Origin of the sequence: Aliiglaciecola sp. SL4, assembly GCF_041538045.1 — a bacterium.
In the GTDB taxonomy this organism is placed as follows: domain Bacteria; phylum Pseudomonadota; class Gammaproteobacteria; order Enterobacterales; family Alteromonadaceae; genus Aliiglaciecola.
In genome coordinates this window covers 141,243-161,781 of sequence record NZ_JBGOSE010000005.1, presented here as the reverse complement: position 1 = coordinate 161,781, position 20,539 = coordinate 141,243, and the positions used below count along the sequence as shown (strand labels likewise).

Annotated in this window: 19 protein-coding genes and 2 pseudogenes; 8 read left to right on the top strand and 13 right to left on the bottom strand. The window is 41.4% G+C overall.

Going from position 1 to position 20,539, the window contains the following annotated elements; genetic code table 11:
• Positions 1 to 229 precede the first annotated feature (229 nt).
• Together AB6T38_RS09360 and AB6T38_RS09355 are read left to right on the top strand one after the other, a co-directional pair.
• On the top strand, positions 230 to 1,993 hold the full coding sequence (locus tag AB6T38_RS09360; RefSeq protein WP_372547066.1) for a DUF3696 domain-containing protein: 1,764 nt from the start codon (positions 230 to 232) through the stop codon (positions 1,991 to 1,993).
• Positions 1,993 to 2,874 (top strand): hypothetical protein, encoded by an 882-nt coding sequence (locus AB6T38_RS09355; RefSeq protein ID WP_372547065.1) that lies wholly within the window; start codon positions 1,993 to 1,995, stop codon positions 2,872 to 2,874. The genes AB6T38_RS09360 and AB6T38_RS09355 overlap by 1 nt, the downstream gene beginning before the upstream one ends.
• Before the next feature lie 14 nt (positions 2,875 to 2,888).
• Here the strand turns inward: AB6T38_RS09355 and AB6T38_RS09350 are convergent.
• From AB6T38_RS09350 to gluP, 8 genes and pseudogenes are all read right to left on the bottom strand, one after another.
• Positions 2,889 to 3,765, bottom strand: a pseudogene (locus AB6T38_RS09350) (helix-turn-helix domain-containing protein).
• Between the two features lie 183 nt (positions 3,766 to 3,948).
• On the bottom strand, positions 3,949 to 4,314 hold the full coding sequence (locus AB6T38_RS09345) for a hypothetical protein (RefSeq protein ID WP_372547064.1): 366 nt from the start codon (positions 4,312 to 4,314) through the stop codon (positions 3,949 to 3,951).
• Positions 4,315 to 4,422: 108 nt separating this feature from the next.
• Entirely contained in the window at positions 4,423 to 4,902 is a 480-nt protein-coding gene (locus AB6T38_RS09340; RefSeq protein WP_372547063.1) for a hypothetical protein, read from the bottom strand.
• Positions 4,903 to 4,908: 6 nt separating this feature from the next.
• On the bottom strand, positions 4,909 to 5,877 hold the full coding sequence (locus AB6T38_RS09335) for a hypothetical protein (protein ID WP_372547062.1): 969 nt from the start codon (positions 5,875 to 5,877) through the stop codon (positions 4,909 to 4,911).
• Positions 5,874 to 6,122: a hypothetical protein gene (locus AB6T38_RS09330; protein WP_372547061.1), complete on the bottom strand. Its 249-nt coding sequence runs from the start codon at positions 6,120 to 6,122 to the stop codon at positions 5,874 to 5,876. Before AB6T38_RS09330 ends, AB6T38_RS09335 begins: the two co-directional genes overlap by 4 nt.
• Before the next feature lie 118 nt (positions 6,123 to 6,240).
• The gene (locus AB6T38_RS09325) at positions 6,241 to 6,588 is read right to left on the bottom strand and encodes a hypothetical protein (protein WP_372547060.1); all 348 of its coding nucleotides are present in this window, start codon (positions 6,586 to 6,588) and stop codon (positions 6,241 to 6,243) included.
• A gap of 350 nt (positions 6,589 to 6,938) precedes the next feature.
• Complete coding sequence (locus tag AB6T38_RS09320) at positions 6,939 to 9,491, bottom strand: exo 1,3/1,4-beta-D-glucan glucohydrolase (RefSeq protein WP_372547059.1); 2,553 nt, start codon at positions 9,489 to 9,491, stop codon at positions 6,939 to 6,941.
• A 17-nt stretch (positions 9,492 to 9,508) separates the two neighbouring features.
• Positions 9,509 to 10,243: pseudogene (gene gluP, locus AB6T38_RS09315) on the bottom strand (glucose/galactose MFS transporter); the annotation flags it as partial.
• 116 nt (positions 10,244 to 10,359) lie between these two features.
• Here gluP and AB6T38_RS09310 point away from each other — a divergent pair.
• Positions 10,360 to 11,514, top strand: a complete 1,155-nt coding sequence (locus AB6T38_RS09310; RefSeq protein WP_372547058.1) for an IS110 family transposase — start codon at positions 10,360 to 10,362, stop codon at positions 11,512 to 11,514.
• Here AB6T38_RS09310 and AB6T38_RS09305 read toward each other — a convergent pair.
• The 4 genes from AB6T38_RS09305 to AB6T38_RS09290 form a co-directional block, all read right to left on the bottom strand.
• The gene (locus tag AB6T38_RS09305; protein ID WP_372547057.1) at positions 11,498 to 12,091 is read right to left on the bottom strand and encodes a Crp/Fnr family transcriptional regulator; all 594 of its coding nucleotides are present in this window, start codon (positions 12,089 to 12,091) and stop codon (positions 11,498 to 11,500) included. The genes AB6T38_RS09310 and AB6T38_RS09305 overlap by 17 nt on opposite strands.
• Positions 12,092 to 12,424: 333 nt before the next feature.
• The gene (gene catA, locus AB6T38_RS09300; protein ID WP_372547056.1) at positions 12,425 to 13,360 is read right to left on the bottom strand and encodes a catechol 1,2-dioxygenase; all 936 of its coding nucleotides are present in this window, start codon (positions 13,358 to 13,360) and stop codon (positions 12,425 to 12,427) included.
• 31 nt (positions 13,361 to 13,391) lie between these two features.
• The gene (gene catC / locus AB6T38_RS09295) at positions 13,392 to 13,670 is read right to left on the bottom strand and encodes a muconolactone Delta-isomerase (protein ID WP_348493359.1); all 279 of its coding nucleotides are present in this window, start codon (positions 13,668 to 13,670) and stop codon (positions 13,392 to 13,394) included.
• Positions 13,671 to 13,685: 15 nt separating this feature from the next.
• On the bottom strand, positions 13,686 to 14,801 hold the full coding sequence (locus AB6T38_RS09290; protein WP_372547055.1) for a muconate/chloromuconate family cycloisomerase: 1,116 nt from the start codon (positions 14,799 to 14,801) through the stop codon (positions 13,686 to 13,688).
• A gap of 99 nt (positions 14,802 to 14,900) precedes the next feature.
• On the opposite strand from AB6T38_RS09290, the gene AB6T38_RS09285 reads away from it, so the two are divergent.
• A complete protein-coding gene (locus AB6T38_RS09285; protein ID WP_372547054.1) occupies positions 14,901 to 15,803 on the top strand; it encodes a LysR family transcriptional regulator in 903 nt (300 codons plus the stop codon).
• Between the two features lie 64 nt (positions 15,804 to 15,867).
• Here the strand turns inward: AB6T38_RS09285 and AB6T38_RS09280 are convergent, their stop codons facing one another.
• The gene (locus AB6T38_RS09280; protein ID WP_372547053.1) at positions 15,868 to 16,647 is read right to left on the bottom strand and encodes an IclR family transcriptional regulator C-terminal domain-containing protein; all 780 of its coding nucleotides are present in this window, start codon (positions 16,645 to 16,647) and stop codon (positions 15,868 to 15,870) included.
• Between the two features lie 244 nt (positions 16,648 to 16,891).
• On the opposite strand from AB6T38_RS09280, the gene AB6T38_RS09275 reads away from it, so the two are divergent.
• From AB6T38_RS09275 to AB6T38_RS09260, 4 genes are read left to right on the top strand one after another with little or no spacing between them, the layout of a single operon-like run.
• Positions 16,892 to 17,707, top strand: a complete 816-nt coding sequence (locus tag AB6T38_RS09275) for a CoA transferase subunit A (RefSeq protein WP_372547052.1) — start codon at positions 16,892 to 16,894, stop codon at positions 17,705 to 17,707.
• 1 nt (position 17,708) lies between these two features.
• Positions 17,709 to 18,527, top strand: a complete 819-nt coding sequence (locus AB6T38_RS09270) for a CoA-transferase subunit beta (protein WP_372547051.1) — start codon at positions 17,709 to 17,711, stop codon at positions 18,525 to 18,527.
• Positions 18,527 to 19,729 (top strand): 3-oxoadipyl-CoA thiolase, encoded by a 1,203-nt coding sequence (gene pcaF, locus AB6T38_RS09265; RefSeq protein WP_372547050.1) that lies wholly within the window; start codon positions 18,527 to 18,529, stop codon positions 19,727 to 19,729. Before AB6T38_RS09270 ends, pcaF begins: the two co-directional genes overlap by 1 nt.
• Before the next feature lie 8 nt (positions 19,730 to 19,737).
• Positions 19,738 to 20,514: an alpha/beta fold hydrolase gene (locus AB6T38_RS09260; protein WP_372547049.1), complete on the top strand. Its 777-nt coding sequence runs from the start codon at positions 19,738 to 19,740 to the stop codon at positions 20,512 to 20,514.
• Positions 20,515 to 20,539: the final 25 nt, after the last annotated feature.

Genomic DNA, 20,539 nt, shown 5'->3' with positions numbered 1-20,539 from the left:
GACGCTGAAATAGATATACCTTTGTTTATATCCCACCTCAGCAGTAAAAGGATATTTAAAATTAGATTATGCGGAAATTGTCTATGATTCATTTAAATGCGGAGCATCGAGGGGTATGTAATATTGACACCTTTCTAGTAGATGAGTTACAAAAGGTTGGTTTAACACGTTTTTAAAATGGAAAGTTAGTTGAGTCTTTTGAAAAGCGAACATATTAATAAGGGTATAAATGTTTATAAGTAGTATTGAGATAAGCAATTTTAAAAGTGTCGGATCCATCCCAAAGAAAATAGATTTTGCCCCTATAACTATGTTGTTTGGAGCAAATGGAATTGGAAAATCAACAGTATTACATGCGTTGGGATATTTATTCGAAATATTCATTCATAAGAACCTTGACCCCTCTCATCTAACGACGTGTGATAACGTTAATGTTGCTGGTTTTAAAGGACTCATTCATGAGCATGATCTTTCAAAAGAGATGCGCTTTAAGATTGATTTAGTTGGTGCCGCTCAATTCTCCCTTCCTTATAACGATTTTTTTAGAGGCCAAGCTTTACAGAATAGATTATTGGATATGGGAATTTATGGTGGTCCTTTTGTCGGTTCAAATTCAGATCCAATTGGACATCTGCAAATAGATTTCACTCTTAAATTTGATGCGATACAAAAAAGAGTCGTCATTTGTCAGTTTGTGTTAGCAATAAATGGTGAAAAAATCACTAATATTAAGGTTCCTAAGCAAGGTCTACCTTATTTAAGCGATTTTAATTTTAATCACAAACTTTTTTCAATCGCAGATGATTCTTTTTACTTCGACGATTTCCATGTGCAGGCAAGACTTGAGGAGATTCGAAGCTTCGATTCGGCGAAATCTTTATCTCAACGCCTTATAGAGTTTGGCATTAACGAAGAGAATATCAAGTTAGATTGCTTCGATGCCTTAGATCTGTTCGATTTTGGGCAAAGCCCTTGGTTATTTGAGTTTGCATGCAAACTTGATGAGGATGAGGATATAAGTGATAAAGCGAAACAGGCTAGTGACGTAGCAATGTTTCTTCAAATAATCGTTTTAGAACCGATAAGAAAAATTAAACAATCACTAAAGAAATTGATTCACATTGGTCCGATTCGAACAATACCAGGCTTGTATTTCGAACCATCTAGTTTGATTTCTAAACAAGGTTGGTATTCGGGTAAAAGCGCGTGGGATAACCTCTTTCAATGCGAAGAAACGTTAGAAAGAGTTAATCTAAATTTAAAAAACGTAATGGGACTAGATCACTCAATAATTATTAAGAAGTTTGATGATGTTTCTCATTTACGTTTGATTGATACAGCAAAAGTAGAAATTCCTTTAACTTCTATGGGGGTAGGGATAAGCCAAGTGATGCCAATTATAGTCGCTTGCTTATCTAAAACAAAATCAAACCTTAGTGAAAGCAAACTATTTGTTATGGTTGAACAACCTGAACTCCATATTCATCCAAAGCTCCAACTATCTTTAGCAGACTTAATAATCAAATCAGCTCTTTTAAAAGCGTCCCCTTTTGATAGAAAGTCTATAGACGAGTTCCGGTTGTCTCGACCGCCAGAGGAACTAGAAAGTAAAGAGCTTGTAATGAAGCCCTTTTTTCAACATACCTTTAGGGAAGCGCGTGATCATTCACGATACAAATATCTTATTCATCATTGCCAAATACCCGATGATATTTTAGACAAAGTATTTAGTTTCGCACAATGTGACAGACAACTTTTACTCGAAACGCATAGTGAGCACCTTGTACTTAGGTTTCTTCGCAGAATTCGAGAATCAGATGAGGGAAAAGTTATCTTCGAACGTAGAATTCAGCCTAGTCACGTGAAAATTAATTGTATGTACAAAAAAGATGGACATGTTGAAATTGACGTTATGAGGATAACTCGTGACGGGGATCTAAGTTCAAAATGGCCCGGAGGCTTTTTTGACGAACGTGATGAGGAGTTGTTTTAATGTACAAGGAAGTTACTTTAGACCCTGATTGCTTTAATGACTTTTCATACTACATTTTGCTTCAAAATAGTTTTGGTCCAGAAAAAGGACGATTTTTATCTGTTTCTAAACGAAATTGGATACAAGAAACTTTTCAAATTGTCAAAAACTCCCAACTAGGTGAGGTTAAAAAAAAGTCAATTAAACATTTTTTAAACAAACTTCAAAAAGATAAAACTCAAAATGTTATTTTGCTTAACGATAGTCGACAATTGGTTGGAAAAGAACAGGTTCAAAAGTGGCTAGATTGGCATAAGGTACAGCACGCTTTTGCTCCGTTTGATTTAATTATATCCGAAAGATTAGAACAACACTTCTGGTCCAACGGCACTTTTAACGATAATGAAAATTGGGTCGTACCACCATCGAAACTAGTGCGCAGAGATGCAAACGAATATCTAAAACAACTGGTACCAATTCTTAATTTTAGTAAATCTATTTTTCTTGTTGATCCATATATACCTATTCCAAATAATGATTTTGTTAAATCTTTGATAACTCAGTCACAAAAATTGGGAGTCAAACAAATCACGATATTCACTTCAATCAATAACCCCGACTTTCAAAACGTCTTAAAAAAAATTAGCAAAGAAATTACTGTGAATATTACGTTCAAAGTAGTAGTTGTAAGAAGTAAATTTTCAGTTATCCATGATAGGTACCTTTTTTCGGAATGTGCCGCAATAAAATCCAGTCACGGTTTTACAGAAAAGGCTACAACTGGTGAACTAACTGATAACACGAGTTTCAGTTTAGTAGGCAAAGATGAAATCGATTTAGTTAGAAATAGACTTCAACTTTTTGAAAAAGAGAACGTAGACTGTGTTTACAGTTTGGAGTAAATAGTTGGGGTGATTCATAGAGATCGTTTAAATCTTGCGATTTCTAGATCTAGTTTGTAATTGGCATTTTGAATGCTTTCATTTTTGATCTCGTAGTTATATAAAACTTGATCTGAAAAAGGTGTTTCATTTGAGATCATGAAATACTTTTCCATCAGCGCTTTGCCCTTGTGAGCGCTATGGGGAGGTTCCCATTGTAGTAGTGCTGCCATTTAAATGAGGTGAAGCTGGTTTGTTAGGTCCGAATTTATTACCTAAAGACACCATTTTTTCTGAACCTTTTCAGCAAAAACTCCCTACCACGATCCGTTTGAAATATTTGGGTTGGAAACGGCATTTCGTCAATAACAGAGTCAATGAAGCCTAACGTATTGGCAGCTGTACGAGGCTTGTTGAGACTTAGAACTCTATAATATCTAGTGCAGTCGTCAATTGAAGTGTATTGATAAAGCCTAGGCTCTATTTTACACCTATCCATTTGTACTGTATCGCTAGGCGAAGGCCGCTCATATCGAATGTAATCTAATTTTCGTCTGAGTTTTGAACGGGTTTAAATTGATGCTTTCTTAAAACTTTATGAATTGTCGTGAGACTTAACGATGTATTTTGAAGTCCGAATAATTCGCTTTGAAGCCTTCTACCGCCAAGATTTCTTGTTTCGCATAACTCTAAAATCAGTCTCTAAACTTTTTCTGTGGTTTTAAGGTTTGGGGACGAATGAGGACGTTTACTTTGGCTTACTAAACCATCCTTGCCTAGCTCATGAAACCGTCGCCACCATATACGAATAGTTGGTCTAGTGATTCCAAATTTGCGGCAAACAAACCCTGCATCACCTGTAGATTCAAGCTGCTTTATCCAGACCAATTTTTGTTGAATTTTATTGTTCATAACATTCAAGTATAGTGAGAGGGTGTCTATGAATCACACACTTAAGCGCATAGCAAAGCCTTCCTATACGATGAACGTTTAATTCCGAAAATGCTATTTTAGTTTCCGTAGAGGGCATATATGCGCAACGAATCACTGTAATCCCCCTGAACGTATTAGATATTTATTGGTTACTTTAAATTGCTATAAAACACCAATCCCCGACTCTTTTTTTAGTAAGTTCGATAATTGCATTACTGACTTTAATTTTACAATATAAGAACAGCCTGTGTCGTTTTGCTTCCAATGTGTACAGCCTAAAAAGTATTGATCTAACAGCCCTGTTGCATTTTTCTTTCTTCTTAAAACAAGTAGTTCACCATGGACAGGACAGCGATAATCATTCGTTCCCCTCCTTTGCATTTTTTGATCTGAAATAATATCATCCATTCTTTCTGTTATTATTTTTGATGGTTCTGGCAGTGTAACTAATGTTGTCAATTCTTCATTACTAACCAATGCCTCTGGGTTATCACTTCTTGTAAAAATACTTAGATCGCCTGAACTCATTTTTTCAGTATGCTGACAATGGCGCTGACCGTTAGTATTAAAAAAGAACCAACCTGTGCACCCCCAAAAAAAGTCCTTAACAGTTGCAGTTTTAACTGTTCTAGGCCATTAAATCTGCATGTCTCTGCTGCATAGAGGACAGCTTTTACCGAAAGAAGACACCCCTACTTGCCCCTGTATTATGTGGGCTTCTTGATCACCAATTGATATTTTTTTAAATGCATCTGAATCCGAAACTATTTCTGTTGTACTGATAATTTCATCAGAGCTTTTGATTGTTCCCTTCAGTTCATTCCGCCTTTCACGTAAATATTCAGCTCTACGTTTTTCAGGCAAAGAAATTCGACCATTACTTTGATACTTATCTAAAATGGCAAGCAACTCATCATTAATGTTTTTTAATTCGTCATCTGCTTTATATTTTGCTTCTTCTGCTTTCGGTAATTTATCTCTATCTTTTTTCCTATTGAAATCATCTAAAAATTCAGCTGCTGCACCTATTATTTCGCTTGTGGCTTTAACTGCTACATTTACAATTGTTGCGGCAACTGTTAAAACTGCACCAAATACACTTGAAAAGAATCCCATATTTAACTATCCGTTATCTAAAATTTGCTGTTTTTGGTAACTTCGATAGCATTTAAGTCGAGCAGTTGTTTTATCAAAGTTATAATTTGTAAGTGAACTTTCAATGAAACTATCATAAACACTGCCAGCAACAAAGGTTGAAGCTAAACTTAACCAGCCTCCTCCTAATGTATATACAATAGCCCCCACACCACTGGCAATAAAAGCTCTTTCTATTCTGTATTTAGCACTATCATAAATACTTTCAGTACTAACCTTACCCACAAAAACCCGATACCCTTCGGTCGAAAGAATGAAAACCAATGGTAATAATGGATTAAACGCTTCTAAAAAATCGGTGGTGATACCAGGATCTATATCACCAATTACATTAGACAACTGTTCTGTCAATGCTTTCTCATTGATATTTGAGTCGAGTACCAATCCACCAGATTCAATCGCAATTTCAGATGTTCCCAGTACAGCAATGTCAGGATAACGTTCTAGAGTATCGTGTATATAAGAAATACTATTTGTAGCTTTTAGCTGTAAATAATCAGAAACATTACCACTTTTATCTAAAATTTGTAGATCCCAACCTGGTTGCGTAATACTTGAAGCAACCTCTGCACTATACCCCTCAGGTAAGGATACATCTCCTACGATTTCTCCTGTATTTAATTTATCTTCAACTAAATACTCGAAATACTTTCCTTTTGCAGAATTGAGAATACCCATCATCTGCTCGTCGGAGTAATTTGATAACAAATTTGGGTTAAAATTAGGGTTTGTATCGTTGAGTGCTTTTAATACGAGGGGATCCAGAACATCATCATTCCAAAAAGTTTGGGGGCTTAAATTAGCAGCAACAACTAGCATATCGATTAATGATTGTTTTTTACATACTATCGCGCGCTTAAATGCATCTCTAAACGCAAACAGGGGATCTTCCTGTGACGAAACACTATATTTATCTCGAAGTAACTTTAAATTCATTTTTCATTTATTTTACGAAAGGCCAAATTTAAACCACTTGAAAGTTCGTCTTTTATCTGAGCGACTTGTACCTGCAATTCAGCAACTTTGGAGGCATTATTTACGTTATCTATTATTGTATCTATTTTATTTTCAAGAATAGAAACTCTTTTATTTATACCCGATAACATAATATCCATCCCCCCTAACACCTCTTCAATCATTAGGTGATACTCATCAATTTGAGCTTTAGTTTGTTGATCCATTACTTATCCTTATTCTTCCTTAGCTTTCAGAGCTTTTTCTACCAACGATTTTTCATTGGGCTTTTTCACTATACTTTTGAGGTTTTTTAACTTTGTTACAGATAAATCAGGCAACATATTATAAGTAATTATAAAGGTGCACTAATTGCTTTTTGGATAACTTGAAGTCACTAAACACTGACGATTTAATATAAAAATAAAGTAATACTGCATCTAAGCAATAGGCGAGACTGCCCACAAAGAGTAGGTTTGGCGTAAACTCCAATACTTCAAAACGAAATTGCTCTCCATAGAAGGTCAACTCGTGAAAGGCAATAAAGGCGTGGGAAATTAAAAATGCCGCGAGTAAGTAGGCACTAATATCGTTCATACGGTGACTGGATATTAGCATTAAGGAAAACAAAATCGACAGAACAATGGTCATCACTAGGGTGATGTCATTCAAATTAAATACAACGTTACTCATAGATTGTAACTACAAATTTGATCTCTAACTTAGCCGTAAACAATTAGATTCCTCAGTAGGTTGCTGCACAATATTCAATGCAGTTATTGGCCAGCACACCAGCTTATTTACTGCGTGATAAATGCTAACGCAATCTTTCAGCAGATCCAATAAATTTGTGGGAGTTAGCTTGTCTAATGTAGGGTTAGGTCCTGCAATGTTTTTACTATAAAGATGAACGCAAAGGGATCAGTAAGGCAAAGGTTGGCAAATAAAAGGATTGGTTCTACTAGCAGTAAACTTGTCCTAAGAGAGTGCCATGCTCTTAGAACAAGTTTGCCAGCAATAATTGCAACTAGCTATTTGCTGGATTAATCACAACTTACGGTAGCGTTATCGGCGGTTTTAGGAATGAATCCTATCTGAGAAAGTGACACCTCCATTGATCCCGCAGACTCTAATGAGAACGGCGACACTAGGCTTTGGAACTTGATGCCCATATCTGCAAAACATTGCAAGTCAAGGTTCAAGCTTTGCCACTGGTTTATGGGTAGGGCATTAATGAATGTGGTGATATCCAATTTTGCACTGCAACTGCCTGCGTCGTCACCAAAACTTTCACAGTTCATGGCAATGTAGACATTACCGGAGGGTTTACTGCTCACTTTGATTAACATTGATAATGTGCTGCCGGCCAGTAAATCCCTGTTGAGGTCTTCCTTGAAATGGCTTTCACTGACTATTTTCACGCCGGATAATTGCTTGCCGTCGAGTTTCATTGAAAATGAATCTTCCTGAACAAGTCTATCTACAGTACGAAAAGTCAATCCGTTTAATTGATGAGAGTTAGTATCGACAGCAATCTCTTGCTCACCAGAAAACAAATGCATTTCCCATGGTTTGTGCATGGTGCCTGTATATAACAGTCTGCGCTGGGTTTGCTGTAAATTCAGTTCGACTTGCTCAGATAAATTATCAGCTAACAGATTTTCATCCTGGTAGGTTAATCCAAATCTATAGGGTAATAGCGGCGCGTAGTCTAGATCACCATAGTTTACAGTGGTTTGCTGAGCAGACTTGGGCCAGGAAAAAGATAGCTTACCTTTGAAATCGTGCTGAATGGAACCATCCGGATTTGCCAGTATTACTTCGGCGATACCACCACCTTCGGAGCCTGGTAGCCAAGCAGCAACGAATGCGTCTGAAGCATTGAGTTCGGCGTTGACCCACATTGGTCGTCCCGATATGAAAATGGCAACCACGGGGATCCCTTGTGCTTTCAGTTTCTTCAATAGGGCGAGATCTCGTTTGTCTCCTTGCTGGTAATCCAAGCTGGCTCTGTCGCCATGCCCTTCTGCGTAGGGTTCTTCACCAAACACCACAATGGCAACGTCGGGCTTATTAGTAAAATCACCGTTCACATTTAGCTCTACCTGCCCACCAGCAGCATTGATCTGCTTACTTAACCCAGCAAATATTGAACTTCCCCCAGGGAAATCTGCATTGCTATTGTTGGTGCCTTGCCAGGTAACCGACCAGCCACCAGATTGTTTGCCGATGCTATCTGCGGCATCACCGGCGACAAGAATTGACAGTTTCGGATCTAGCGGTAGCAAATGATTTTTATTTTTTAATAAAACTAAGGACTCGCGCACCGCTTGTCGTGCCACATCTCTATGGCTTTGATGACCGATTAACTCGTTTTTCCCAGAGTATTTACGCTGTAATGGGTTGGGCTTATCGAATAATCCCGCACGCACTTTAACCCGTAAAATACGGGTCACTGCGTCATTGATCCGCGACATGGCAATAGTGCCGTCTTTCACTTGGGCTATGGTATTTTTGTATAGGGGACGCCACGCATCTGTGGGTACCATGAAAATATCCAATCCCGCATTAACGGCCTGGGGACAACTTTCATTGCTACAATTTTCAACTTGGCCGTGGCCATTCCAATCCCCAACAACAAAACCATCGAAGCCCATTTGTTTTTTGAGGACTTCGGTCAATAAATACTGATTGCCGTGGATTTTATCGCCATGCCAACTATTAAATGAAGCCATCACAGACTGGGCACCAGCGGATAGGCCGCCAACATATCCTTGAGCATGGATATCAAACAATTCCTGTTCGCTACTGATGTTGTCACCTTGGTCATCACCGTCGAGCGTGCCACCATCGCCAATAAAGTGTTTCACCGTACTAATCACTCGATTGTCTGACAAAAAGTCTTTATTCGCCTCACCTTGTAAGCCTTTTACAATGGATGCGGCATAGTTTCTGACGATTTCAGGATCTTCTGAGTAACCTTCATAGGTACGTCCCCACCGATCATCGCGCACCACAGCCACGGTAGGTGCAAAAACCCAATCAATTCCAGTAGCCATTACTTCGGTAGCGGTAATGTTTGCTATTCTTTCAATCAAATCCGGATTATTTGCCGCGCCCAAGCCGATATTATGGGGAAATAAAGTCGCGCCAATGACGTTATTGTGACCATGCACAGCGTCAGTTCCCCACATAGTAGGGATGCTCGAGCCATCCAAGCTGTCATCCACGGAGGCTAAATACATGTCATCCGCCAGTTTAACCCAATCGTCAACGCTGGAATGTTTAGTATTATTTGGGAAAGCTCCACCACCGTTTAGGTAGGAGCCAAAGCCATATTTACGCATATCAGCCACTGAAATATCGCGGATTTCTGGCTGGATCATTTGCGCGACTTTTTGCTCCAATGTCATCGACGCCAATATTTGTTTAACTTTGGCTTCCACTTGGGGGTCTTGCTTCACCGCAATATCCAACTTTGGCCATATGTCAGCGGCGTTTTTGGAAGAAGGAGTTTGTGGCTCACCTTCACTTTTACATGCAGCGAGGGCCCACATCAAGCTCACAATTACGCTTATAGTTATTGGTTTATTCATGGTCATTTCCAAACAAGTTAAGGTGTTACTCGGCTTCCTAACAAGCCGTAGTAAGCAATATATAGATAACAAAAAAGAGGTAAAATAAAGGCCAGTTGCACGCCAATGGTGTCTGCTAAAACACCCTGAATAAGGGGGATAATGGCACCACCCACTATGGCTAAACATAATATGCCAGAGCCTTGAGGAGTGTGTTTTCCTAAGCTATTTAAGGCCAAACTAAAGATAGTGGGAAACATCACAGAGTTGCACAAGCCAATCAGCAGCACAGACCACATGGCGATGCTGCCAGACGCTAGCACGGTAATAGCTAATAGCACACAGGCTGTTGCGGCATTGAATGCCAGTACCTTTCCGCCAGAAACTTTTTGCATTGCTGCGGCGCCAATGAAGCGACCGATCATAGCCCCGCCCCAATAATAGGTTAAGTATTTTGCCGCCTCTGCTTCTTCTAGTGCGGCAATATTCTCTTCGCCTAAAAAGTTAACTATGAAACTACCAATGGCTACTTCAGCACCGACATACACAAAAATACCCAGCGCACCTAAGACTAAATGGCGCTGTTGCCATGCACTGCCGTCTATTATCTCACCGTCAGTCACTGCAGCGCTGGGGATGTGTGGTAGTTTGATCAGCGCAAAAATTGCAGCTAACAATAGTAACATTGCCACCAGTCCCAAATAGGGCATTTGTACCGACTCAGCAGACGGGTTAACTGCAACAGAGCTCACTGCTTCGTTGAGAATAAATAGACATAATGACTCCCCTTTAGCCAGTTTGAAATAGTGCTGATCTCCAATTATTCGTGGGTTAGTTAAAAACCAGAGCCATAATAGTTCTGCAAAGAAACTAAAAAAAGGAGATCAGCATGAATAAACATAGCATACTTTTTATTGGCTTAGATACGCATAAAGAATTCAATGAAGTTGCTTATATTGAAGACCAACGTGGCGCTAAACCCGTTCACTTAGGTAGGCAGTCAAACAGTAAACTCGCTATCAAAAAATTAGCTCGTCAGCTTGAGTCTAAATATCCTGATGCAACCTTGCACTTTGTGTATGAAGCAGGTCCTTGCGGATATTGGATTTATCGTTTGCTCACCAGCCTTGGACACTGTTGTTATGTGGTCGCACCGTCACTTATTCCAAAGAAACCTGGCGATAGAGTCAAAACCGATAAACGCGACGCTATGATGTTAGCTAAATTACTTAAATCGGAAGATCTCACTGCCATTTATGTACCAGAGCCAGAAGATGAAGCGGTACGAGATCTATCTCGTGCTCGTGAAGTGGCAATGAAGGATTTAAAGGACGCAAAATATCAATTAAAAGCGATGTTGCTGCGCAACAATATTAATTGTAAAACCAAAGATAATTGGTCTTTAGCACATATACGCTGGCTTACCGAGTTAGTGCTTCCCCATCCTGCACAACAAATCGTTTTGCAAGAATGCATTCAAACTATCACGGAGCGTATTGGACGGTTGGAGCGATTGGATAATGAATTAGCACACCAAGTGCAAAACTGGCGATATTATCCTGTCGTCAAGGCAGTACAAGCCATGCGAGGTGTTAGATTATTAGTTGCCACCGGTGTAGTAGCCGAATTAGGGGATTTAAATCGCTTTGACCATCCCAGAAAACTAATGAGCTACGTGGGATTAGTACCCAGTGAACATTCAAGTGGTGGAAAACGTCGTTTAGGTGCCATCACTAAATGTGGTAATGGCCGAGCAAGACGCCTACTAATTGAAGGCGCTCACAGCTATAGATACACAGCTAACGTTTCTACAGAATTACAAAAGCGACAGGAGGGGTTACCCAAGCCTATCACCGATATTGCTTGGCAAGCACAACTGAGATTGTGTCGTCGATATCAACGACTGATGCACAAAGGTAAACACTACAATGTAGTAGTTACTGCTATCGCCATAGAAATGATTGCCTATATCTGGGCTATCTCACGGGAAGTCGTATTACCGCAGGTTAACCCAAAATTACGCTTATCTAGGGTACCTGCATGATCCCTGCTGCGATAGTAACAGCACTGCGACGCACACCTAACATGCTTGCCAAAAACTGATGAGTGAGCTGAAGATGATCGCTATGGGCACGGTCTTGGGTCATCAACAACCAGCGGGCTAGACGTTGTTGCACCTCATGAAAACTATTGCATGCACCGGTTTGTGCCAGTTGCTGGATTAACACGTAGAGGTATCTAAACAATAATTTTTGCAACGGAAGGCAGCTTTTAAGATATTGACGAAACATGACAGCATTAATCCTTAACGCACTGCCCGTTCCCTGCACAATAGCTTGCAATGGTGCATTATTATTGCGCAACGCCATGGTTGCACCTAACATCCCCTCATTGCCTATTACCCCCATTTCTAAAGGTGGTTCATCTAAAATAATGGTCAATAGTGAAATGAATCCACTGATTGGGAAATAGACATATTTTGGCGGTTTATCAACTACATTTAGCACCTGCCCAAATACTAAGTCGACCGGTGTACTATGGGTTTGGAACCAGTAACGCTGTTGTTCCGACAGACAATCTATCAAATGATTGGTGATTGGGATAATTGAGGATGCAGTCAAAAGAAGCTCCAAAGAATAACACTCTGTTCAACAAGGCGGCTGCTATGTTGTTTCCTCCCTAAACTGACCTTTTAATGGACGCTAGTCTGTGCGATACAGCACTCAGCCGCAAATCAATAAATACAGAGCGCTCCTTTGCATCAATCAATGTGAAATAAAGCAGATTAGTTAGAAGAGGAGATTAACGAGCAACTAGTCGTTTAATAAAAGGCATATAGGTTAAAGCATCTACAAAAAATATAAAAAAAGAGCCCAAATGGGCTCAATGCGTTTACATTCCGAGGCTTTAGTAACCTTCTTTTCGTAAACTTTTTGCATCACCAAAGAATAAACTTATGCTTGTTCTAAGGATACTCGGGCACGAGGATGGGCTTGCTGGATTGATTCTTCAGTGGTTTTAACAAGTTCGATGTTAAATTCAACATCTAGGTATTCTTTGGCAAAACCATGTTCACTAATAAGTTTGGCATTATTAACCGGATTTGCATCAACAACCAGTTCGTCACGTGTGGCGAAAGCGAAGTCGTCATAGGTGTATTCATCACCGGCTAAATTAATTTGCGAGGTAAGGTGTTTAAAGTTAGGTTTAGATACAAAGTAGTGAATGTGAGCAGGTCTGTTGCCGTGGCGACCTAAGTTTTCAAGCACTTTCATGGTAGATCCGCCTGGAGGGCATCCGTACCCACTTGGCACGATTGAGCGCACAACATACTTCCCATCTTTGTCGGTACGAATTCTGCGACGTAAGTTAAATTCACTTTGGCTTGGATCAAAATATGAATAAGCGCCCTTCGTATCTGCATGCCAGATATCGACCATTGCATCGGCGATTGGGTTTCCTTCTTCATCGGTAACACGACCATGTAGCAACATTTCTTGGCCTGGTGTTTTACCATCATCCATTTTTTCGCCTTGTTGGATAATAGGTGCACCTTCTACGTAAAGTGGCCCTTCGATTGTCCGTGGTGTGCCACCAGCAATACCAGCTAACTCATCTTTTGCATCTTCGCGAATATCTAAATAGTGGTCGAATCCAAGACCTGGCGCTAACAATACCGCTTCTTTGTTTGTACCTAACTCATTTAAGTAATTAGCGCCTTGCCAAAACTCTTCTGGGGTAATGTCCAAGTCTTCTATCATTTGATAAATGTCTGATAAAAATCTATGCATTATGGTTTTGAAACGGGGGTTGCCGCCTTCTTTATCTAGGCCCGCCGCCTTTTTTAATAGAGCTTGTACTGCTTCTGTTTGCATTGTTTTAACGCTCATAAAAATCTCCAAGTACGCTAATTGATTATGATTAATTTATGGAAGATGGGTGACTACACAGAGGGGTCACTGTCATTTCCATGTAGGGATATAAAGGAAGCCCCATCAAAATCTCGTGGAGGTGTGCGTTATCTTTTACGTCAAAAATACTAACATTGGCATATTGCCCTACAACGCGCCAAAGGTGCTTCCAAATGCCTTGCTGCTGTAGCTGCTCGGCATATTTTTTTTCTGTTGCTTTTATTTCATCAAATTGCTCTTTAGGCATATCTTTTGGTGGAATTACGGTCATATTTACTTGAAATAGCATATTTGTATCCTCGCGCTACTTGCGCACATATTGAGTGAATTTGTCTTCGTCTATCTCTAACCCTAAACCTGGCAAAGTTGGGATTTCGACACCAAAATCGCGGTACTTAAGGGGAGTTTTGATAAAATCATCTTTGAGTAGTAGTGGGCCGAACATCTCCGTCCCAAACTGCATATTAGGTACCGTTGACCATGCGTGTAATGCTGCGGCAGTGCCTATCGAACCTTCCAATAAGGTGCCACCATACACATCAATACCGGCAGCGGCGCAAACTACGGCAACATCAAGTGCGCCTTTTAGCCCACCTGCTTTGGCTATTTTCAGTGCCACAGAACCAGCGAAACCTTGCTTTGCTAAGATATAAGCGTCATGTTTATCGGCAATTGATTCATCGGCCAGAATTGGGATATTGAATTTCTCAGAAAGTCTAACCAAAGCCGCATAGTCTTTTGCTGGTGTTGGCTGTTCTACCAATTCAATGCCAGCATCTTGTAGCGCTTGCATCCCCTTCACGGCGTTAATTTCATTCCATGCTTGATTAACATCTACACGAATACTGATATCACGACCAAGGGCTTGTTTTACTGCTTTGACGTGGGCAACATCTTCTGCCACAGCCCTAGCGCCAATTTTCACCTTAAAATGACAATGCCTTTTTAGTTCAATCATTTTTTGCGCTTCGGCGATATCTTTTTCAGTATCACCGGAAGCCAGCACCCAAAGGCAATCTAGTTTTTGATGGCAAGCTCCGCCGAGTAATTCGGAAACAGGTACGCCTAATTGCTTTCCTCGTAAGTCGAGTAAGGCTGTTTCTACTGCCGATTTTGCAATATAATTTCCGCGAACAGATTGATTAAGATCTTGCATAAAGGCATTTATGCTAGTGATAGGTTTGTTCAGAACTAGAGGGGCAATGTACTTGTCGATATTAGTTTTTATGCTTTCTGGGCTTTCAGGACCATAGGCTAATCCGCCAATAGTAGTGCCTTCACCGATCCCCTCAAGACCGTTATCATCATTAATGCGCACAATTACCATAGATTGTACCGACATCGACGTCATCGACAATTTATGTGGCCTTATTGTCGGAATGTCCACAATAAAAGTGTTGATACTTGTAATCTTGCTCATGTTAGAAATATGTTACCTTGCAGTTAAAGTTTGTTTAATTTAAATGCTATTTTGTGTCGTTACCAATATTGAATTAGTCGTAAGCAATACCTTGGAGGTATGATGGAGTTAAGGCATTTACGTTATTTTTGTGCTGTTGCAGAAGAGTTGAACTTAACCAATGCGGCCAAAAAACTGTTTATTGCGCAACCACCTTTAACCAGACAAATCAAACAGTTAGAGGAAGAAATAGGGGTCATCTTGTTCGACCGTCATCCCCGAGGGTTGACCTTAACTCCGGCTGGTCAGTACTTTTGGCAACATGCTAAACAGATTCTATCTAAGGTATCGGTCACCATTGAAGATACCCGCCGCGTTGCTCAAAGTGGTAAAACCGTATTTGGAATTGGCTTTGTGCCTTCGGTTTTTTATGGACAGTTTCCCACTATGGTTAGAAGGTTGCGGCAAAATACCAATGCTGAGGTGATTTTGTATGAACTCAAAACTCGCGACCAATTGGATGCATTAAAGGCCGGTAAAATAGATATAGGTTTGGGCCGCATTTATATTAATGATCCGGAAATAGAACAATCCATTCTATTTCAAGAACCCATGTTAGTGGCAATGCACAAGGAACATCCCTTAGCTGCTAAAACCTTAACTATGGCTGAGTTGGCAAAACTGCCAATGATTTTATATCCGGCAGGTCAAAGCCCTAATTTTGCAGACATTTGCATCGATTTATTTGCTCGAAATGGGTTAGACGTGCGCATTGCACAACAGGTAAACGATATTCAAACCGCATTGGCGTTAGTGGCTGCCGAAATGGGCGTAGCATTGGTACCCCAGCAGGTGAATCGTCTAACTCGAGATGATGTTGTGTTTGTTCAACTGGAAGATAAAACCATTACCAGCCCGGTAATTTGCAGCAGACGAAAAGAGCCTTACAACGACATAATGCAAACCGCCACCGCCATTCTCGATGAGTTGGTTGAAAAGCAAAAAAGCGAGCGCTCAAGCTAACTTAAACAAACTTATACAAACTTATACAAGTGATATAAGTGCAAAGTTTTATACTAACAAGCGCTTATTTCGCATGGGCAGTAATGGATTTTGCCGCGTCTTGTAACGCCGGAAGGTACTTATCAATTAAGCTTTGCATAGACACCCGAAGGGAATTGGTACTAATGTTTGCGGCACCAAGGAGTTTGCCTTTATAATCAAATACTGGAACAGCAATCGATCTGAGTCCCAATTCTAATTCTTGATCAACCACACAAAAACCTTGTTGTTTGACGTCTTTGAGCATGTTAATAAAGCGGTTTTTATCAACGATACTATTGTCGGTATGTTCTTGCAGTTGTGCTCTGGCTAGCCAGTCTTTTTGCTCTGCTGCTGATAACTGAGCAAGTAACACTCTTCCCATAGAAGTGTAAGCTGCCGGTAATCTGGTGCCTGGGGTAATATTAATAGACATTAATCGATGGGCAGCGGAAGAGCGGACTAAATAAATGATTTCATCGTTATCGAGTATGGACAACGAGCACGACTCTCCCAACTCTGATGTGACCGATTGTAAATAGTGCTGCACCACATCCAAATGATCATTGCTGGCATTAAAGGCATAACCAAGACGCAATACTTTAGGTGTTAACCTAAACTCACGGCCATCTTTGGCAATATATCCTAACGCATGGAGGGTTAATAAAAGCCTGCGAGCTTTTGCCCGATCCATACCGGTAATCTGTGCGACTTCTGACAAGGTCATTTTTTTATGTTGCACATCAAAGGCGCTCAACACTTCTAGACCTGACGCCAAAGCCCCCACATAATCTCGATTATCTACTGATATTTTTTCGTCATTCATCGCTTTTTCTTTATTCGCCACGTTTTTGATGGGCTAGGTTTTCTTCATCCACCTAACTAGGCACGTTGATTTAATTTTTGAGCTTAGAACATTCTATCTAATTCAGACAATTAAAACCCTTTTTATCAATATTCTAACCGGTTTTGAATGATCAAGTGCACAGCTAGAACTTGACGATTTAAGGAGTATACATTACATTGTTCGCATATTGAATAAATGTTTGCATAACGAACAAGAGGCAAAAGTGGCTATTTTCAATTCACTCCAACAAGCAATATCTGAATCTGTTAACGATGGCGATACCCTTGCTTTAGAAGGCTTTACCCATCTAATTCCATTCGCCGCTGGGCACGAGATTATTCGTCAGAAAAAGCGCGATCTGACCCTTGTGAGAATGACGCCGGATTTGATTTATGACCAATTAGTGGGAGCTGGCTGCGCTAAGAAATTGATTTTTTCATGGGGTGGTAATCCAGGCGTAGGCTCATTGCATCGTCTACGAGATGCATTCCAAAATGATTATCCACATGCCCTAGAGTCTGTTGAACATAGCCATGCCGCTATGGCCAATGCCTATGAAGCCGGAGCCGCGGGTCTACCGATGGCGGTATTTCGAGGATATATTGGTAGTGAATTGCCCGATGTGAATGACGCCATCTCTTCTGTGAAATGTCCATTTACTGGGGAAGAACTAGCTTGCGTTCCAGCCATAAAACCTGACGTCGGTATTATCCATGCACAAAAAGCCGATCGCCAAGGCAATGTGTTAATTGAAGGCATTGTGGGAGTGCAAAAAGAGGTCGTTTTAAGCTCAAAATGCAGCATAGTAACCGTTGAAGAAATCGTAGATGACCTCAATGCAGGCCCAAATTCTTGCGTTTTGCCTGGGTGGACCATCAATCATATTGCGGTTGCACCTAAAGGTGCCCACCCTTCCTACGCCCATGGCTACTATCAACGTGACAACCAATATTATCTAGATTGGGATGCTATCAGCAGAGACAGAGCACGTTTCAATCAATGGTTAGAAGACGAAATTCTGCAAACGGGAGCAAACTAATATGACTGCCAATTATACCCCAGCTGAAATGATGACAGTGACTGCAGCCCGTGCGCTGTCTAATAATATGACCTGTTTTGTAGGCATAGGTTTACCTAGTGAAGCGGCCAACGTGGCACGCATGACCCATGCGCCAGACATTACCCTAATTTATGAATCAGGCACAATCCAAACTAAACCGGAAATTTTACCTCTATCCATTGGTGACGGTGAGCTATGTGAATCGGCGTTAACCACAGTATCTGTGCCAGAGATGTTTCGCTATTGGTTGCAAGGCGGCCATATTGATGTGGGATTTTTAGGCACAGCGCAAATTGATAAATACGCAAACTTGAATACCACAGTGATAGCCGCAAATGATGGCGCAAGCACAAAACAAGGTAAGACAAGTTACGCTAACCCTAAGGTGCGATTACCTGGCGGTGGCGGTGCCCCTGAAATATCCACCAACGCAAAAGAAGTTTTTATTACTGTAAAACACTCTACTCGTACCTTTGTAGAACAAGTGGACTTTGTTACTACTGTAGGCTTTGGCCGTGACGGCAAGGTACGGGATCAGCACCCTCAAATTGGTCGAGGCCCCACTGTTGTGATCACTGATTTATGTATTCTTAAACCGGATCCTGATACAAAAGAATTAGTGGTTGTAAGCCTGCATCCTGGTGTAACCGAAGAACAAGTTATAGGGGCTACTGGTTGGCCGATTAAATTTTCCCGTGAACTCACAACCACCCCGTCACCTAACGAACAAGAATTGGATGTGTTACGCAAACTAAAAGATAAAACCGCTCGTGCTCACTCAGCCCAAGGAGAAGTCTAATGTCGGCATTTATTTGTTCTCCAAAACGCTCAGCCATAGGCCGTTACGGTGGCGCTTTGGCAAAAGTTAGACCCGACGACATGCTAGCGCAAGTGATTAAAGCGGTGATAGCTGACACACCTAAGCTTGATACCGCCTGCATCGACGACGCTATTTTTGGTTGTGCGAATCAAGCCGGAGAAGACAACCGTAACGTGGCTCGCATGTCTACCCTACTGGCGGGTTTACCCGTTGACGTGCCCGCAGCCACCGTTAACCGCTTATGTGGTTCGGGTATGGATGCCATAGGGACAGCATTTAGATCCATTGCCAGCAACCAAGCCGATATTTATCTGGCTGGCGGCGTAGAATCCATGTCCCGCGCTCCCTTCGTGATGGGAAAGGCTAGCAATCCATACGATCGGGCTCAGAAGATGGAAGATACCACCATGGGATGGCGGTTTGTGAATCCACAACTCGACCGTCTTTATGGCACAGAAACCATGCCGCAAACTGCGGAAAACGTGGCTGAACGTTATAAAATCTCTCGTCATGACCAAGATGTGTTTGCTTACGCATCTCAGCAAAAAGCCCAACGTGCTAGGCTTGAAGGCCGGTTTGCCAAAGAAATCACGCCTATTGTTTACCAACCTAGACGTGGCGATGCTGTACAAATATTAGAAGATGAGCATTTACGCCCAGACACGACCTTAGACGCTTTAGGCAAATTAAAAACGCCGTTTCGTGAGAATGGCAGTGTTACCGCGGGTAATGCTTCAGGCATTAACGATGGTGCAGCTGCGATGATTGTCGCCAGTGAACACGCGGTTAATTCCTATGACTTGCAGCCTGTGGCACGTGTAATAGGTATGGCAACGGCAGGGGTCGAGCCAGCCTATATGGGAATTGGACCTGTGAATGCAGTAAAAAAACTGCTTTCACGAAGCAAAGTTAAACTTGAGGATATCGGGGTAATTGAATTAAATGAAGCTTTTGCAGCCCAAGGTTTGGCCTGTATTCGCGAACTCGGATTACAAGATGATGATGACCGCATTAATCCCAATGGCGGTGTGATTGCACTAGGGCACCCTCTGGGCATGTCTGGTGCACGCTTGGTGCAAACAGCCGCTATCCAGTTACAGCAAACTCAGCAAAAATATGCTTTATGTACAATGTGTATTGGTGTCGGCCAAGGCATTGCAATGTTAATAGAACGGGCGTAGGTAACAATATGAAAAATATCGACTCTTCAACCCACTTTGAGGTTTTAGGATCTCCTGCCAATCCAGCGATGGTGTTAGGCCACCCACTGGGAATGAACCTGCATGCCTGGGATGATATTGCAGACACCTTGGCAAGGGACTTTTATGTCATCAGATGGGACTTGCCAGGCCACGGACAAAGTCAGCCAGTACCTAAACAGAAAACTGCGCTTGCCGAGCTTGACCTAGTTAATCAACTACTTGAGGTGTGTGACGGCCTCAATATTGATACCTTCCACTATGTTGGAACATCAATTGGCGGCACTATTGGCCAACAACTAGCTATATTCCACCCTACTCGTTTACTGAGCCTCACCTTAACCAACACGGGTGCCAAAATTGGTACTGCCGAAGGTTGGGCGCAGCGGCAAAAAGCGGTGCTAGAACTGGGCTTAGCTCAAATGAATACCGATATTGTAGCCAGATGGTTTAGTCCTCACTCCACTGAGCTGGATGCAAACCTCTTGGAAAAATGGCAACAAAATCTAGCTGCCACAGATGATCGCTCTTACGGGTTATTATGCGAATGGCTCGGCCAACGAGATCACAGTGAAACACTTCATTCACTAGCTATCCCGCAAACCTTTATTGCTGGTACAGATGATGTAGCAACCCCTCCAGAGCTGGTACGAACTTTGGCACAACTGATGGGCAAAGATGAGGTGATTGAACTTGAGCATGTAGGCCATGTTCCATCAGTAGAGGCATCCGAAAAACTGCTGAGTATCCTAAGTCAATTAAGTTAAACCTTGAGCAATTTGGCGCTGCTTT